The organism is Enterococcus xiangfangensis (genome assembly GCF_005405365.1).
GTDB classification, from domain to species: Bacteria; Bacillota; Bacilli; order Lactobacillales; family Enterococcaceae; genus Enterococcus_A; species Enterococcus_A xiangfangensis.
The window spans coordinates 18,675-35,710 of sequence record NZ_BJDX01000008.1 but is presented as its reverse complement, the minus strand read 5'-3'; the positions used below and the strand labels follow the sequence as shown (position 1 = coordinate 35,710).

Below are 17,036 nucleotides of genomic sequence, written 5' to 3'. Positions count from 1 at the left end.
TGGATCTTCTAGTAAAATGTATGAGAATGTGTCAGGAAAGGAGCGGTGAAAATGGTATCAACTGGAATTGTAGTATTGATCGCAGTAATTGCTGCACTATTAGGTGCTGTTGGCGGTTTCTTCTTAGCCCGTAAATATATGCAAGACTATTTCAAAAAGAATCCTCCGATTAACGAGGATATGTTACGTCAAATGATGATGTCGATGGGGCAAAAACCTTCAGAAAAAAAAGTGCGTCAAATGATGCAACAAATGAAGAATCAACAATAATTTTTGAAAGGACAATCGTCGCAGGATGGTTGCCCTTCTTTTTTGACAAATTTTGAGAAAAACGCACAACTGGCAGCTAACTTTGGTTCGAGAAATCATTTTTTAGTTCATGGAAACTGATGGTAGTGGTCATTTCGCATAAGATCTTACTTACTAAAATAGGAAACAGAACTTGCAAAGCAGATTTGTCGACAGAATAAATTCTTGGATGTAAAGTAAAGCCGAATGGGGGAATTACTGAAATGTATGATGTAATAATTATTGGTGCGGGTCCAGCAGGGATGACCGCAGCCTTATATGCTTCACGTTCAAATTTAAAAGTTCTTTTGATTGAACGTGGGGCACCAGGCGGACAAATGAACAACACCGCTGAAATTGAAAATTATCCAGGGTTTGAGTCCATCATGGGGCCGGAACTTGCGATGAAGATGTATGATGGTGTCACAAAATTCGGCACTGAAAATGCTTATGGAATCGTTCAAGACATTAAAGATCATGGCGATTACAAAGAAGTCATTACAGAAGATAAAAAATATCAGGCGAAAACAATCATCGTTGCTACAGGCTGTGTACATCGTAAACTAGGTGTGCCAGGGGAAGAATCTTTTGCAGGTCGTGGCGTTTCTTATTGTGCAGTTTGTGACGGCGCCTTTTTCCGCAACAAACGGTTGATCGTTGTCGGCGGCGGCGACTCAGCAGTAGAAGAAGCGATTTATTTAACTCGTTTTGCTTCTGAAGTTGTAATCGTTCATCGTCGTGACGAATTGCGGGCACAAAAAATCATTCAAGACCGCGCCTTTGCAAATGAAAAAATTTCATTTATTTGGGACAGTGTTGTTGACGAAATCGTCGGTAATGAAATGGTCGTGACTGGTGCACAGATACGCAACGTCAAAACAGGAGAAGTTCACTTAGAACCAGCGAATGGCGCCTTTATCTATGTTGGTTTGGAACCATTGACTGAACCGTTCAAAAATAGCGGGATCACAAATGCTGCTGGCTGGATCGAAACTGATTTTGAAATGAAAACAAAGATTCCAGGTGTTTTTGCGATTGGTGATGCTCGTGAGAAAGATTTACGTCAAATCACGACAGCTGTTGGCGAAGGCGGGATCGCAGGCCAACAAGTCTATAAATATATTGAAGAACAAAATTGATTTTAAGAGGTGCGACAAGAGGTTTGTCGCATCTTTTTTTCGATTAAACGGTATTTTAGCCATTTCTTTGGAAATAAGTCAAAATTTTTTGAAGCGATCCACTATTGTCGTGTGCTCTTTTTGCAGAGCTGCGGCGTTTTTTTAGTTCGACATAGATGTTCCCTTTGCTGGATATAACAGTAATGGTATACTTAGATGGTAAAAAAATTTGAAAGAGGTGTGTTTCATGTCTTGGGAACAAGTTTATGAACAATGGATCGATTCAGATAAATTAGATGAAAACATGCGGAAAAAATTACAAGACTTAGGCAAAGACCCTGAGCTGAAAAAAGATGCATTTTATAAACCATTAGAATTTGGAACCGCAGGAATGCGCGGAATCTTAGGACCTGGCGTCAATCGGATGAATATTTTCACCGTTCGCCAAGCAACTGAAGGCTTAGCACGTTTTATGGATACGCAAGATCCTGAAACGAAACGACGCGGAGTGGCGATTGCTTATGATTCCCGTCATATGTCGCCAGAATTTGCTATGGAAGCAGCCAAAACATTGGCAAAACACGATATTCCTTCATTTGTATTTGAAAGTCTACGGCCAACGCCTGAACTATCTTTTGCTGTTCGTTATGAAAATGCCTTTACAGGAATCATGATCACCGCATCGCACAACCCTGCGGAATACAACGGCTATAAAGTTTATGGTGAAGATGGTGGGCAAATGCCGCCTGAAGACGCAGATGCATTGACGAAATTTGTCCGCAATGTGGAAAATCCGTTAGAAGTTGAAGTGTTGTCAGATGAAGAAGTTGAACACAGCGGATTGATTACTATCATTGGAGCTGAGGTCGATGCTGAGTATTTGAAAGAAATCAAATCTGTAACAATCAATCAAGCATTGATCAATGAAATGGGCAAAGAATTAAAATTAGTTTATACACCATTACATGGAACAGGCAAAATGCTTGGAGAAAAAGCCTTGAAACAGGCTGGCTTTGAAAAATTTATGCTTGTTCCTGAACAAGCGATCGCCGATCCCAATTTCTCCACTGTAAAATCACCAAATCCAGAAGAACATTCTGCGTTTGAATATGCGATTAAGCTTGGGGAACAAGAAGACGCAGACTTATTGATCGCGACAGATCCAGATGCCGATCGTCTTGGTGCGGCCGTTCGTTTGCCGGATGGACGCTATCAAGTTCTAACAGGAAATCAAATCGGTGCTCTTTTGATTCGTTATATTTTAGAAGCGCATAAACAAGCAGGGACTTTGCCAGCAAATGCAGTAGTCTTAAAATCAATCGTATCAAGTGAATTAGCGACAACGATTGCAGCTAGTTACAATGTGAAAATGGTAGACGTATTGACTGGCTTTAAATTTATTGCTGAAAAAATCCAACAATATGAAACCGATCATTCGCAAACATTTATGTTTGGTTTTGAAGAAAGCTATGGCTATTTGATCAAATCTTTCGTTCGTGATAAAGATGCGATCCAAACCCTAGTTTTATTAGCAGAAGTTGCGGCGTATTATAAAAAACAAGGCAAAACGTTGTATGACGGTCTTCAAGATATTTTTGCGGAATACGGCTATTATGCAGAAAAAACGATCTCTGTTACATTAAGCGGTGCAGAAGGTGCTGAACGAATCAAAACGATTATGGAAAACTTGCGTAGTGAAGCACCAAAAGCATTCGCTGATGTTGCAGTTACACTGACTGAAGATTTCAAAGCAGCTAAAGCGATCGCAGCAGATGGATCTGAAAAAGCGATTGAGATGCCTGCTTCGGATGTCTTGAAATATACACTGGCTGATGAAACTTGGTTAGCGATCCGACCTTCTGGGACAGAACCAAAAATCAAATTATATATTGGCGTGAAAGGTGATTCTCACGATACTGCCGCAGAAAAAATCGCGACTTATGAAGAAGCAATCCGTAAAATCGCCGAGTAAATGAGGGCTAAAAAATGAAGGAACACGAAGAGTTTCAAGCGGTCAGTCAATTTTTTAAAATTTTGAGTGATCCGACACGGTTAAAGATTTTAATGTTTCTGAAAGAAGGCGAGCGCAATGTTTCATCGATCAGTGACACATTAGCGATGGAACAATCCGCTGTTTCTCATCAATTGCGACTATTACGCGACAATCGCTTAGTAAAAGCACGCCGTGATGGCAAGGCGATGTTATACAGTTTGGATGATCAGCATGTCTTAGATGTTTTAGAACAAACCTTCCGTCATGTCTTACACCAATAAAAAAGAGCTTTTCCAAATTTTTTGGAAAAGCTCTTTTTTTTTATGAGAATTTTGTTATACTGGTAGCTAACTATTAGAAAACAATGAAATTAATTTTAATAATAATGCAATTTAATGGAGGCGGATTATGGAAAAAGCAGTCAAGGTGGGTCTATTAGGGTTAGGCGTGGTAGGTACCGGTGTCTTAGAAATTCTAGCAGATCACCAAGAAAAAATTCAAAAAAGTATTGGTGGCTCCTTGGTTGTAACAAAAGCCTTGATTCGATCAGGTGAAGATAAAAATCAGTTAGCCCAAAAATATGATTTGGAATTAGTTACTGAGTTAGAGGCGATTTTGGATGATCCAGAAATTTCGATCGTCGTAGAAGTAATGGGACGAATCGAACCAGCTAAGACTTTTATCAAAGACGCACTCTTAGCGGGTAAACACGTTGTGACTGCCAACAAAGATTTGATGGCTCAGTATGGTAGCGAATTGGTTGATCTAGCACGTGACCAGCAGCGAAATCTATATTACGAAGCAAGCGTTGCAGGTGGGATTCCAATTTTGCGGACGATCGCCAATAGTTTAGCAGCAGATGATATTACAGAAGTCTTAGGAATCGTCAACGGCACGACTAACTATATGCTGACTAAAATGGTCCAAGAGCATCGAACGTATGAAGAAACATTGAAGGAAGCTCAGGAGCTTGGTTTTGCAGAAAGTGATCCGACCAATGATGTGGATGGTATCGATGCCGCGTATAAAATGGTCATTTTAAGTAAATTTGCTTTTGGGATGACAGTAGCGATGGATCAAGTCAAGATTAAAGGGATTCGCGGGTTAGCGGCAGCAGATGTTGCGATAGCTGACCGGCTTGGATACACCGTAAAATTGATTGGGTCAACGATCAAAAAAGGCGATACGATCTCCGTTGAAGTTGGTCCAGTACTTGTGGCGAAAAATCATCCACTTGCTTCGATCCATAACGAGATGAATGCAGTATTTATCAAAAGTTCGGGGATCGGTGAATCGATGTATTACGGTCCAGGTGCAGGAGCCCGACCTACAGCGACAAGTATCGTGGCGGATCTGATGACGACTGTCAATAAGATGAAAAAAAATACAGTCGGACATCGGTTCACCGGCTATACACAGCCAACCAAAATCACGCCGCCAAGTGAAAATACCAGCAGATACTTTTTATCATTAGAAATGCCGGATGAACCGGGTCAATTTTTAAAACTAGCTGAGATCATGACACAGGCAAAGGCTGGTTTTGAACAAGTTGTTCAAGAAAAAGGCAATGGAACAAGTGCGCGGGTAGTTTTAATCACCCATGAAACATCTGAAACGGAGTTGGCAACAATCCAACAAGGAATCAAAGAAAAAACGAGTTATAAATTATTGTCATTAATGAAAGTTATGGGGGAATAACGATGTACGAAGGTTTATTAAAACAATATAAAGAATATTTGCCAATCACAGATAAGACACCTCAAATTGCTTTGGCTGAAGGAAACACACCGCTGATTCCTTTGAAAAATCTATCAAAGGAGTTAGGCATTACTTTATACGGAAAATATGAAGGACTGAATCCGACCGGTTCATTCAAAGATCGCGGAATGGTGATGGCGGTCGCTAAAGCGGTAGAAGAGGGTGCAAAAGCGATCATCTGTGCTTCAACGGGAAATACAAGTGCGGCTGCGGCAGCCTATGCCACACGAGCAGGAATCAAAGCCTATGTCGTTATTCCTGACGGGAAAATCGCATTAGGTAAACTGGCTCAAGCAATTGCTTATGGCGCAGACATCATCTCGATTCCCGGAAACTTTGATGAAGCATTGAAAGCTGTTCGCGACATTGCTGAGACTGAAGCAGTAGCATTAGTCAATTCAGTAAATCCTTATCGATTAGAAGGTCAAAAGACAGCTGCTTTTGAAGTTTGCGAACAATTAGGAAAAGCACCAGACGTGTTAGCGATCCCTGTTGGAAATGCCGGAAATATTTCTGCTTATTGGAAAGGTTTCAAAGAATGGCATGAGAAAAAAGGAACAGAATTACCACGAATGCATGGTTTTGAAGCAGAAGGCGCAGCTGCCATTGTGAAGGGGCAAGTCATCGAGGCACCTGAAACAGTTGCGACTGCTATTCGAATCGGGAATCCAGCCAGCTGGAAGTTAGCCGAAGCAGCGCGGGATGAATCGAACGGGTATATCGATTCAGTGACAGATGCAGAAATTTTAAATGCGTATCGTAAAGTCGCCGCTCAAGAAGGTGTTTTTGTTGAACCTGGTTCAGCGGCATCACTAGCAGGAGTGATCCAACATGTGAAAAATGGTCGGATTAAGCCAGGCGAAACAGTTGTAACGGTCTTTACCGGAAATGGCTTAAAAGATCCTGATACGGCGATCAAAGAAACAGATATCAAAATCAATAAGATGAGCGACGTGGAGGATATGCGCCAACACTTACGTGAAGGAGTGGCAGCTTTATGAAAATCCGCGTCCCGGCAACCAGCGCCAATTTAGGTCCTGGCTTTGACTCGTGCGGCATCGCTTTGTCACAATATCTGACGATCGAGATAGGCCCGGAAACTCGGAATTGGCAGATCAATCATCAATTAGGCAGCAAGATTCCTTCAGATGAAAGAAATTTGTTGATCAAAACGGCTTTAGATCTTGCGCCAAATTTGAAACCGCATCAGCTTACGATGATTTCAGACATTCCGATTGCACGTGGTTTAGGCAGCAGTTCATCGGTAGTCGTAGCGGGGATCGAATTAGCCAATCGCTTAGGAAATCTAGGGATGACGCCGCAACAAAAAGTAGCCTATGCGACAAAAGTCGAAGGTCATCCTGACAATGTAGCGCCAGCGATTTGTGGCGATTTTGTAGTAGCAAGCTACAACAACAATGAAGTGAATTTTGTGGAGCATACGTTTCCCGATTGTGATGTGATTGCTTTCATCCCAAATCACGAGTTGCTGACTTCAGAAAGCCGCGCCGTTTTACCTACAGAACTGGCTTATCGCGATGCGGTAAAAGCCAGTTCAATCGGCAATGTGATGATTGCGGCCATCTTAAATGGTAATTTACCGTTAGCTGGAAAAATGATGGAACGTGATATCTTGCATGAAAGCCATCGCCAACACCTTGTTCCGCATCTCAAAAAGATTCGGACATTTTGTAAAACTTATGGCGGCTACGGCAGCTTTTTAAGTGGTGCTGGACCGACTGTTTTAGTATTGACACCACCAGAAAAGACCGAAAAATTAGCAGCCGTTTTGCAAGACTTCGATCCTGAAGCATCGATCGATGTTCTTTCAATCGAAAGAGAAGGCGTACAAATATTTTAATTGCATTGAAGAGAAGAGTATAACGAATCGGACTTGACAGAGAGCTTCGGAAACTGAAAAGAAGCAGCAGCGGTTTGTTAGAAGATGGCCTCGGAGCAGTTGTCGATCCGACACGGGAACGCCCGTTACAGCAGTTCGTAGCAATACGACGAAAGTTCAGCCTTGTAAGAGACTGATAAACTAAGGTGGTACCACGGAACTCCCGTCCTTTCATAGCTGAAAGGATGGGAGTTTTTTTGTTGAGTTAGAGCGCAAACGTTAAATTATTCAGTTGATTGATCTAATAAATTGATCGAGATACATAAAAAAATTCAAAAATTGTTGGAACGGTATTTATTTGTGACTTAATAAGCTAAATGAGGAGGAAAATAATGGAAATTGAAACGAGCTGTTTGGATTCTAGAAATTATCCAAGAAATGAAAAAATCAGCGTATTACCAAATACAATTGTTGAACATAAATCTGCAACGCCATCAAAAAGTCAGTCGAATTGGCAAGGTGTGAACAATCGCCAACAGCTGAAGTGTTGCAACAAATCAAAAATTTTCTTGTTCGGTGGTTTTGCTAAAGATGAAGGATTCAGGTCTTTATTATCAATTAGTCTAAAGGGGGATGCCTTATGCCGATTCGCTTAGCAGCTGATTTTCCGGCAAAAGCTGTTTTAGAGTCTGAGGATATTTTTGCGATTGCAGATTTTCGGGCAAAACATCAAGATATTCGTCCGTTAAAGTTATTGATTCTCAATTTGATGCCAAATAAAATTGATACAGAGATTCATCTGCTGCGGTTGATCAGTCAAAGTCCTTTACAAATTGATGTGAATTTTTTGAAAATTACCAGCCACGAACACAAACACACGAGTAAGACTCATCTAGATGAATTCTACTTGGATTTTTCTCAGGTAAAAGAGACGTGTTATGACGGTTTGATCATCACTGGCGCGCCAGTAGAACAGCTGGCGTTTGAAGAAGTTGATTACTGGCCGGAATTAGTAGAGATCATGGAATGGAGCCAGTCGTCAGTGACTTCTGTTGTTCACATTTGCTGGGGGGCGCAAGCCGGATTGTATCACCATTTTGGGGTCGATAAAGTTGCGTTTAAAGAAAAACTTTTTGGGATATATAAACAAGCTATAAAACATCAATTCCGCTTGTTCAGAGGCTTCGATGATCGTTTCTGGATGCCACAATCACGCTATACGGGGATCGATGAAGAACAAGTCCGTCAGAAAAAAATCCGAGTAATTGCTAAAGATGAGTCTGGTCAATCAACGATTTTGATTTCTGAAGATGAACATGATATTTTTTTGATGGGGCATTTTGAATACGGCACCGATACTTTAGAAAAAGAATATTTGCGTGATCGTGAGCGGGGAATAGCGACTGCTAAGCCTCAAAATTATTATGAGGATGGGAATATCCATAATTCTTGGCGGGCACAAGCACATTTGTTTTATCACAACTGGCTAAACGATGTGTATCAGTTTACTCCTTATCGCTTAGAAGAAATTCGCCAGTTGCAAAAAGAAAGAAAGCTGAGATCAATCTGATCTCAGCTTTCTTCTTCCATAAAGTAATAACTATGGTCTTCTAAGTCTAACGCACTCATGATCATCGCCGCTGTTTCTTCAATAGAAAGAGTTGCTACGTTGATGATCTCACAACCTAATTTATGATAGAGCTCATGGGCAAATTTTAGTTCCGCTTGAATTTTTTCTCGATCTGAATATGCTGTTTCGGGATTTAAACCGTAAGCACGCATCCGTTCTTTACGAATACCGATTAAAACTTCAGGGTCATTGGTTAAACCGACGATTTTTTTGGGATCAATCTCAAACAATTGTTTCGGGATATGCGCTTGAGGGATCAAAGGCAAGTTGGCAACTTTTAAATTTTTGTTGGCTAAGTACAGACTCAAAGGTGTTTTGGACGTTCTGGAAACACCCAATAAGACAACGTCGGCTTCTAAAAAACCACGTGGATCTTTTCCATCGTCATATTTGACTGCAAATTCCATCGCCTTGATGCGTTTGAAATAATTTTCGTTCAAGTGGTGCAATGCTCCGCGTTCGCCGGTCGGTTCAAGCTGGGCTCGTTTTCCGATTTCACTAACAACAGGATTTAACAAATCCATTGTAAACAAATCCTCATTATCCGAAAAATCTTTAGCAATTTTAGCTAGATCAGGATCAATCAATGTATAGATGATCATGCCGTTTTCGGCTTTGGCGTCATTCAACGCTTTCATTAATAATTCTTCCGTGTGCACAAAGGTCCGCCGGAAGAGACAAAATTCCACAGTTGGATACTGCGCCATCGAAGCTTGAGCTAATTTTGAAGCAGTTTCTCCTGCAGAATCGGAGATGATAAAAATAGTGACTACTTCGTTTTGTTTTTCGCTATCCATAAAGAAAATCTCCCTTGCAATCAGTGATAATTTATTATACCATACAGTTTATTCGGAATCATTACACTTTGAAATGAGGAATACGATGACCCAGACAACGTTATTAGAAAAAGCTATCGCAAAAGTAAAAGAAAACGGCTTTAAGTATACAAAAAAACGTGAGACACTGTTGGATTATTTAATCAAATGCAATCGTTACGTTGCTGCCCGCGAAGTTTATGATTATTTGAATGGACAATTTCCCGGATTAAGTTACGATACCGTCTATCGCAATTTAAGGGAATTTTGCGAAATCGGTTTGATTGAAGATACCGAATTGCAAGGAGAGATGAAATTTCGTTTCAGCTGCAGTGAAAATTTTGAGCATCACCATCATTTTATTTGTACAGTCTGTGGAATGACAAAGGAGATCCATATGTGCCCAATGAATTTCTTTGAAGAACAGCTGGATGATTGCGAGATTGAAGGTCATCGCTTCGAGTTATATGGGCGATGTGCGAAGTGTCAAAAAATTAATGAATAAATTAATAATTAAAATTCTTCAGACCTTGACTCAAAATAGCCCATTAGCTATAATGACTTATGGACGGTCTTGTTTATTGAGAGTATCTTTCAATAACAAAAACGGTTACATTTCAAGCCCGGAGGGAGGGAATTTATATGTCAAAAACAGTGGTTCGTAAAAATGAATCTCTTGACGATGCTCTTCGTCGCTTCAAACGTTCCGTTTCAAAAGCAGGGACTCTACAAGAATCTCGCAAACGTGAATTTTATGAAAAACCAAGTGTGAAACGTAAGAAAAAATCAGAAGCAGCTAGAAAACGTAAGAAATTCTAGTCTGTGAACGGAGTGATTCGATGTCACTACTTACTACCTTGAATGAAGACATGAAGCAAGCGATGCGAGCAAAAGACAAAGAGACTTTGCAAGTGATCCGGATGCTGAAAGCTTCGATTCAAAATGAGCAAATAAAAAAAGGTCAGGATTTAAATGAGGAAGAAGAATTGACTGTCTTATCTCGTGAGATGAAACAACGTCGAGATTCTTTAACTGAGTTTGAAAAAGCTGATCGCGCCGATTTGGCTGATAAAGTCAAAAAGGAAATCGTAGTTGTTGAAAAATATTTGCCGGCTCAACTTTCCGAAGAAGAGATCCGCGCAATCGTTACAGAAGCAATTACAAAAACAGGAGCCGCTTCGCCAAAAGAATTTGGTAAAGTAATGGGAGCAGTGATGCCGAAAGTCAAAGGCAAAGCCGATGGCAATCAAGTCAATGCAATCGTCAAAGAGCTTCTAAACAATTAAGTAGTAATGAAAGTCGAGAGAATTTTCTCTCGGCTTTTTTTGCGAAATACATAGTTTAGCAAAAAAATGGAGCTACAGGCTAGTTTATTTATAAAACTTAGAAAGCAAAGTCTGAATACAAAAAGCAGCTCGTATCGATCTAGCAAAAATCGCTGTGCTTTGATGTTAGAAAAACAAATCTACAATTGATAGAACGTTAGAAAAGACAGAACACGTCAGTATCCTGCTGTTTCTTCCAACTTTTTATGAAAGTTTAGACAATTTTGCTTTTATTTAGAGTGTGGTATTATAAGATGGAATGATTTACGAAGGGATGAACGCTTGTTGAATAGCAACGATTTTGAGTCGTTAGAAATAAAGCTTGATGGAAAAGATGACATCAGTATGCTTTTAGGTACCCATGATAAACATATAAAATTTTTAGAAGACAATACTGAAACTACGATCAATACTCGTGGTGAAATGATCCAAATCATCGGACCAAAAGAAGAAACGCAGTTAGTGGCGAATATTATCCGAACGCTGCAAGTTTTGATCGATCGCGGAATCAAGATCGCAACGCCCGATATCATGACGGCCTTGCGTTTGGGACGTGAAAATCACTTAGATGAATTTATCATGATCTATGAAGAAGAATTACTAAAAGATCGCAATGGAAAACCAATCCGGCCTAAAAATATCGGACAGAGCCGCTACATCGCAGCGATTCGCAAGTCGGATGTCGTTTTCGGAGTTGGTCCTGCTGGTACTGGGAAAACGTATTTAGCGATCGTCATGGCAATCGCCGCGTTGAAAAAAGGCGAGGTTCAGCGGATCATTTTGACGCGTCCAGCTGTTGAAGCCGGCGAAAGTTTAGGTTTCTTGCCGGGAGATCTCAAGGAAAAAGTCGATCCGTATTTGCGTCCAATGTATGATGCACTGCATCAAATTTTTGGGATGGAACATACAAATCGTTTATTAGAACGTGGAGTTATTGAGATTGCACCTTTAGCTTATATGCGCGGTCGGACGTTGGATGATGCTTTTGTCATTTTGGATGAAGCTCAAAATACGACAATCTCGCAAATGAAGATGTTTTTGACGCGCCTTGGATTTAATTCTAAGATGATCGTCAATGGCGATACTTCTCAAGTGGATTTGCCGAAAGGACAAGTCAGCGGATTGATTCACGCTGAGCGAACGTTAAAAGGAATCAAAAAAATCCGCTTTGTAAACTTTGAAGCAGGGGACGTAGTTAGACACCCCGTCGTTGCAGAAATTATCGAAGCGTACGAGCAAGAGAACCTACGACGCCAAGAGAAGTAGTCAGGAGGGAATTGAATGTTAAATCAACCCATCAATAACTTGCTGAAGAAGTTAGGTTCAAAATTTATAGTAATCATTCTAGGCGTCTTTTCGCTTATCTTAGTTTTGACGATGCTTACTAGTGTGATTCAAAAAAGTGTAGACTATCAAGAAGGTCAAGTTGCCACAGAAAGCATTCGTGCTAATAAGACGATCGAAAATAAAGACGAAACAAATCAAAAACGTCAGCTTGCCGCCGAAGCAGTCACACCTGAATATACGTATCAGGCGGAGTTAGCTAATACACAGCATGATCGGATCAGTCAATTGATTACTTTGATCCAAAAGGCCAATAGTGAACTGGATAAAAATTATCAAAGCAAAGTCTCGCAAGCTAAAGAAGGTGAAAAGATTCCTCAGCCGACAGTAGATGAGCGAGTAGCCGCAGTCAAAAAGAATTTCGAAGGTCTGGACCAAGACACGGTTACTTTTTATCAACAGTTGCCGGAAGAATTTTATCAAGCAGTCGTCCAGCTGAGTTCCGCTGATTTGACTAAAGTTGGAACAGAAAGTTTGAGTCTTTTAGACGAACAAATGACCAAACGGATCCGTCAAAGCGATCTTGCTGAATACAAACAGCAAGCCATCGATAAGATCCAAAGTTTAGGTTTGTCAGATGCGTCTAGTCAAGTCATTCGTTACTTATTAGAAGAGGGAATCGTGATCAATGACTCCTTGAATCAAAAACGGACGGATGAATTAAAAGAACAAGCTAGCGACTCAGTTCAGCCAGTGATGATTTATCAAGGAGAAGTCATCGTGCGAGAAGGCAGTCAAATCGACGCTAATTCGATCAACAAGTTGAAACTGCTAGGCTTGACCAGCTCAAGTACGTCTGTTTTTCCATTGATCGCAATGATTCTGGCAGCGATTTTGCAAGGAGTATTGCTATGGTTTTATAGTCGACAATTTGAAGTCGAATTTCAGCGTGTGCGTTTTATTTTATTTTACAGCGCAACGATGGTGATCGGCGTTGTTATTATGAAGACCCTTCAAAGTTTTCAAGGCAGCAGCTCCAATAATTTGGCGCTGTTCTTCCCAGCCGCGTTTATGCCGTTGATCTTGACAGTCTTTGTCAATCGACGAGCAGGTGCGCTATCGGCTGTTTTTCAAACAGTTTTCGCGTTGTTCATTTATTACAATGTGATTGGAACGAATATGCTGCCAGTGATTTTGATGACCTATCTGTTTTCAGGTACATTAGCAGTCATGGTGAAACAAAAACGATTAGCTGATCAGCTGAAACAAGCGATGCTTTGGATCGTGGCGTTCCCATTGATTTGGTCGATCATTTTGAGTATTTATCAAGGCATGTCTTTTACTGATTCGCAAACTTGGGGATTACTATTAGGCGCCTTTGCTGCCAGCATCTTATCTTTTATTATGGGGATGGGATTGCAGCCGTACATTGAAATTTTAGTGACCGACAGCAGTGTGATTACATTGAATGAATTGAGTAATCCCAATCATCCGCTGTTAAAAGAACTGTTAGAAAAAGCTCCTGGAACGTACCATCACTCAATGATGGTAGCAAATTTGAGTGCAAATGCGGTAGCAGAGATCGGCGGACGTTCGTTGCTGACCCGAGTGGCCTGTTATTATCATGATATCGGCAAGATCCGTCACGCGAATTTCTTTGTTGAAAATCTGCCAACAGGTGCAGAAAATCCACATAATTTCTTACTGCCAGAAGACAGCAAACAAATTATTTTTGGTCATGTCATCGAAGGGGCCAAAATTTTGCAAGAATATAAGATGCCGCAAATGGTCATCGATATTTGCTATCAACATCACGGTACGACGTTAATGAAATTTTTCTACTTCAAAGCAAAAGAACGCAATCCTGAAACGACAGAAGCAGAGTTCCGTTATCCAGGACCTAAGCCGCAGACGCGAGAAGCTGGAGTTGTGAATATCGCTGATAGTTGTGAAGCCGCAGTTCGAGCAATGGATCATCCGTCGATTGATAAGATCACTGATTTTGTCCATAAATTGATTGAAGAACGGATCAATGATGGTCAATTAGATGATTCTGGGTTGACCTTAAAAGAGATTCGTATCGTTGAGAAATCATTAATCAGCGGATTAAGCTCGACCTTCCATTCTCGGATCAAGTATCCAAGAATGCAATCAGAGGCAGAGAAAATGAAAGAAGAGCAAGAGAAAAAAGGGGAAGAGTAATGGATATTACCTTTATTGATGAAACCGAGCAAGTCTCGAATGAAAAGATCCAAGAGATCGATGGTGTCTTACAATTTGCGGCGGATTATTTGAAACTGCCGGAAGATACGGAGATGTCAGTGACATTTATGGATAATGCAGCGATTCAAGTTATCAATCGCGATTATCGTGGAAAAGATGCACCAACAGATGTCATCAGTTTTGCCTTAGAAGAAGAAGGGGAAGATGAAGTTCCGATCATTATGGATGAAGAAGATCCGATGCCGCGCAATCTTGGTGATATTATGATCTCTACAGAGCGTGCTCAGGAACAAGCTGCAGAGTATGGGCATAGTTTTGATCGTGAATTAGGGTTTCTAGCTGTCCATGGTTTTTTGCATATCAATGGGTATGACCATATGACAGCTGAGGATGAAAAAGAGATGTTCGGTCTACAGAAAGAGATATTAGATGCCTATGGACTTAAAAGATAAAACGGGGAAAAATAAACATTTCGTCACGTCTTTAGAATTTTCGATCCAAGGAATCAAAACCGTTTTTCAAGAAGAACGCAATATGCGTGCGCACGTGGTCTTTGGTCTGATGGCGATTCTTGTCGCGTTCTTGTTAGGTGTTTCTGTACTTGAATGGCTGTGGATCTTTTTAGCGGTCTTTCTAGTTTGGATTGTAGAAATCATCAACACTGTATTTGAAAATGTCGTGGATATGGTGACGGATCACCATTTTCATCCAATCGGAAAAAAAATCAAAGATATGGCTGCCGGAGCGGTCTTAGTCACTTCGGCGTTTGCCGTGATTGTCGGCGTCATTATCTTTTTACCAAAAATTATTGAGCTCTTTCTTTAGTCAAAGTCAGCAGACTCAAAATAGCAGTTAGTTGCTATCAGGAAGGAATGGACTATGTCAGAACATAAATCAGGATTTGTAGCGATCGTTGGTCGACCAAACGTCGGTAAATCAACATTGTTGAATCGCATTGTTGGGCAAAAAATCGCCATTATGAGCGATAAAGCACAAACGACCAGAAATAAAATTCAAGGTGTTTATACGATACCAGAAGCACAAATCATCTTTATCGATACACCAGGTATCCACAAGCCAAGACATCGTCTAGGCGATTACATGGTTGAGATGGCTTATAGTGCACTTAGAGAAGTTGACGGAATCATCTTCATGGTCAGCGCAGACCAAAAACGCGGCCGCGGTGACGATTTCATTTTGGAGCGGTTGAGCAAACAAGAAGTCCCTGTTTACTTAGTGATCAATAAAATTGATACGATCCATCCAGATGAGCTTTTGGCGATCATTGATGACTATCGTACGATCATGGATTTCAAAGAGATCATTCCTATTTCGGCAACTGAAGGAAACAATGTCGAGCATCTGCTTGAAACATTGGTTGACCAAATGGATGAAGGTCCGCAATATTTTCCCGATGATCAAATTACCGATCATCCAGAATACTTTATCGTTTCTGAATTGATTCGGGAAAAGGTTTTGAGTTTGACTAGAGACGAAGTGCCGCATTCTGTAGCGGTCGTGACTGAGTCGATGAAGCGTGACGAAAATGACAAAGTTCATATCCAAGCGACTATCATTGTTGAACGGACGAGCCAAAAAGGCATCATTATCGGCAAGGGCGGTAAAATGTTGAAAAATATCGGGACACAAGCTCGTAAAGATATCGAGACGCTTTTAGCAGACAGAGTTTATTTAGAATTATGGGTCAAAGTCCAAAAAGACTGGCGAGATAAACAAACGTATCTGCAAGATTACGGTTACCGAAAAGACGATTATTAAACAAGAGCTTCACGAACTTCTCGTGAAGCTTTTGTGCACCCGTTCTACTTTGCACCGTTTTTTATAATTGGCTTAGAATGAACAAACTAATTAAAGCAAGAATTAATGGCGAGAGGTGAGTTTATGGCACAGATTGGTGAGACAAAAGGGATCATTTTATTCAGCCGTGATTATAAAGAAAAAGACAAATTGGTCAAAATTTTTACCGAATCAGCCGGCAAAGTGATGTTTTTTGCAAAAGGGGTCCATCGTGCCAACCATCCTTTGCAAACAGCGATTCAGCCCTTCACAGAAGCGATATTCATCGGAAATATGAAAACCGAGGGCTTGTCTTTCTTAAATAGTGCCAAAGAGGTCCAACCTTTGCGGAAATTACAAGAAGATATTTTTTTAAATGCTTACGGTTCATATATTTTAGGTTTGACTGATGCCGCAATTGAAGATCATGTCTACGATCCGGCATTGTATGGATTTACGCGGGAAGCTTTGCAGCGGATGAACGAGGGGGCTGACGGCGAGACGATTATGAATATTTTTGAAGTGCAAATCATGCAGCGATTTGGTGTTTCATTGAACTGGCAGGCTTGTGGCGTGTGTGGCAAGAAGACCGGTGCTTTTGACTTTTCTTCAAAATATAATGGGATTCTTTGCCAAGAGCATTGGGACTTAGATCCGCGCCGTTATCATGCTGATCCGCGAGCCATTTATTTTCTGCGCTTGTTCAACAGCGTGACATATGAAAATATCAATACGATCAATTTAAAATCCGAGACAAAAAAAGCGATCCGCCAAACATTGGATCAACTGTACGAGGAATACATTGGCTTGCAGTTAAAAAGCAAGAAATTCATTGATCAGATGAGCGAGTGGCAAGATGTATTAAAACCAAAAGATACAAACTAATCTGCAGAACCTGAATGGTACTGCAGATTTTTTTATTGCTTGTTTTTCTTTGAAAATTTCAAGAATTCTACGGCATAGAT

Annotated in this window: 19 protein-coding genes; 18 read left to right on the top strand and 1 reads right to left on the bottom strand. The window is 40.7% G+C overall.

Translation table 11 applies throughout. The features are described from left to right. The first annotated feature begins 51 nt into the window (after positions 1-51). The 9 genes from FFM68_RS10120 (at position 52) to FFM68_RS10080 (ending at position 8,567) form a co-directional block, all read left to right on the top strand. On the top strand, positions 52-270 hold the full coding sequence (locus tag FFM68_RS10120) for a YneF family protein (RefSeq protein WP_010740033.1): 219 nt from the start codon (positions 52-54) through the stop codon (positions 268-270). A 242-nt stretch (positions 271-512) separates the two neighbouring features. Beyond that, entirely contained in the window at positions 513-1,427 is a 915-nt protein-coding gene (gene trxB, locus FFM68_RS10115; protein WP_137619221.1) for a thioredoxin-disulfide reductase, read from the top strand. A 226-nt stretch (positions 1,428-1,653) separates the two neighbouring features. Further along, positions 1,654-3,378, top strand: a complete 1,725-nt coding sequence (locus tag FFM68_RS10110) for a phospho-sugar mutase (RefSeq protein WP_137619220.1) — start codon at positions 1,654-1,656, stop codon at positions 3,376-3,378. Positions 3,379-3,392: 14 nt separating this feature from the next. Then, positions 3,393-3,680, top strand: coding sequence for an ArsR/SmtB family transcription factor (locus FFM68_RS10105; RefSeq protein ID WP_137619219.1), 288 nt, complete (start codon positions 3,393-3,395; stop codon positions 3,678-3,680). Positions 3,681-3,807: 127 nt separating this feature from the next. Next, entirely contained in the window at positions 3,808-5,097 is a 1,290-nt protein-coding gene (locus tag FFM68_RS10100; RefSeq protein ID WP_137619218.1) for a homoserine dehydrogenase, read from the top strand. A gap of 2 nt (positions 5,098-5,099) precedes the next feature. Then, positions 5,100-6,158: a threonine synthase gene (gene thrC, locus FFM68_RS10095; RefSeq protein WP_137619217.1), complete on the top strand. Its 1,059-nt coding sequence runs from the start codon at positions 5,100-5,102 to the stop codon at positions 6,156-6,158. Then, the gene (thrB, locus tag FFM68_RS10090) at positions 6,155-7,018 is read left to right on the top strand and encodes a homoserine kinase (protein WP_137619216.1); all 864 of its coding nucleotides are present in this window, start codon (positions 6,155-6,157) and stop codon (positions 7,016-7,018) included. Before thrC ends, thrB begins: the two co-directional genes overlap by 4 nt. 371 nt (positions 7,019-7,389) lie before the next feature. Continuing rightward, on the top strand, positions 7,390-7,653 hold the full coding sequence (locus FFM68_RS10085; RefSeq protein WP_137619215.1) for a hypothetical protein: 264 nt from the start codon (positions 7,390-7,392) through the stop codon (positions 7,651-7,653). After that, positions 7,638-8,567 (top strand): homoserine O-succinyltransferase, encoded by a 930-nt coding sequence (locus FFM68_RS10080; RefSeq protein ID WP_137619214.1) that lies wholly within the window; start codon positions 7,638-7,640, stop codon positions 8,565-8,567. Before FFM68_RS10085 ends, FFM68_RS10080 begins: the two co-directional genes overlap by 16 nt. Positions 8,568-8,569: 2 nt before the next feature. On the opposite strand, the gene FFM68_RS10075 is transcribed toward FFM68_RS10080, so the two are convergent. Next, the gene (locus tag FFM68_RS10075) at positions 8,570-9,424 is read right to left on the bottom strand and encodes a pyruvate, water dikinase regulatory protein (protein ID WP_137619213.1); all 855 of its coding nucleotides are present in this window, start codon (positions 9,422-9,424) and stop codon (positions 8,570-8,572) included. An 85-nt stretch (positions 9,425-9,509) separates the two neighbouring features. Here FFM68_RS10075 and FFM68_RS10070 point away from each other — a divergent pair, with 85 nt between their 5' ends. The 9 genes from FFM68_RS10070 (at position 9,510) to recO (ending at position 16,956) form a co-directional block, all read left to right on the top strand. Next, positions 9,510-9,947, top strand: coding sequence for a Fur family transcriptional regulator (locus tag FFM68_RS10070; protein ID WP_137619212.1), 438 nt, complete (start codon positions 9,510-9,512; stop codon positions 9,945-9,947). Positions 9,948-10,084: 137 nt separating this feature from the next. Next, positions 10,085-10,261: a 30S ribosomal protein S21 gene (gene rpsU / locus FFM68_RS10065; RefSeq protein WP_002356740.1), complete on the top strand. Its 177-nt coding sequence runs from the start codon at positions 10,085-10,087 to the stop codon at positions 10,259-10,261. A 20-nt stretch (positions 10,262-10,281) separates the two neighbouring features. Beyond that, positions 10,282-10,728 carry a GatB/YqeY domain-containing protein gene (locus tag FFM68_RS10060; RefSeq protein WP_137619211.1) on the top strand — a complete coding sequence of 149 codons (447 nt, stop codon included), beginning with the start codon at positions 10,282-10,284 and terminating at the stop codon, positions 10,726-10,728. Positions 10,729-11,112: 384 nt separating this feature from the next. Next, positions 11,113-12,033 carry a PhoH family protein gene (locus tag FFM68_RS10055; RefSeq protein ID WP_167483482.1) on the top strand — a complete coding sequence of 307 codons (921 nt, stop codon included), beginning with the start codon at positions 11,113-11,115 and terminating at the stop codon, positions 12,031-12,033. 15 nt (positions 12,034-12,048) lie between these two features. Next, on the top strand, positions 12,049-14,253 hold the full coding sequence (locus FFM68_RS10050; RefSeq protein ID WP_137619209.1) for an HD family phosphohydrolase: 2,205 nt from the start codon (positions 12,049-12,051) through the stop codon (positions 14,251-14,253). After that, a complete protein-coding gene (ybeY, locus tag FFM68_RS10045; protein WP_137619208.1) occupies positions 14,253-14,726 on the top strand; it encodes an rRNA maturation RNase YbeY in 474 nt (157 codons plus the stop codon). Before FFM68_RS10050 ends, ybeY begins: the two co-directional genes overlap by 1 nt. Next, positions 14,704-15,099 carry a diacylglycerol kinase family protein gene (locus FFM68_RS10040; protein WP_137619207.1) on the top strand — a complete coding sequence of 132 codons (396 nt, stop codon included), beginning with the start codon at positions 14,704-14,706 and terminating at the stop codon, positions 15,097-15,099. Before ybeY ends, FFM68_RS10040 begins: the two co-directional genes overlap by 23 nt. 54 nt (positions 15,100-15,153) lie before the next feature. Continuing rightward, positions 15,154-16,053, top strand: a complete 900-nt coding sequence (gene era, locus FFM68_RS10035; protein WP_137608714.1) for a GTPase Era — start codon at positions 15,154-15,156, stop codon at positions 16,051-16,053. Between the two features lie 123 nt (positions 16,054-16,176). Then, the gene (gene recO / locus FFM68_RS10030; protein ID WP_137619206.1) at positions 16,177-16,956 is read left to right on the top strand and encodes a DNA repair protein RecO; all 780 of its coding nucleotides are present in this window, start codon (positions 16,177-16,179) and stop codon (positions 16,954-16,956) included. The last annotated feature ends 80 nt before the right edge of the window (positions 16,957-17,036 follow it).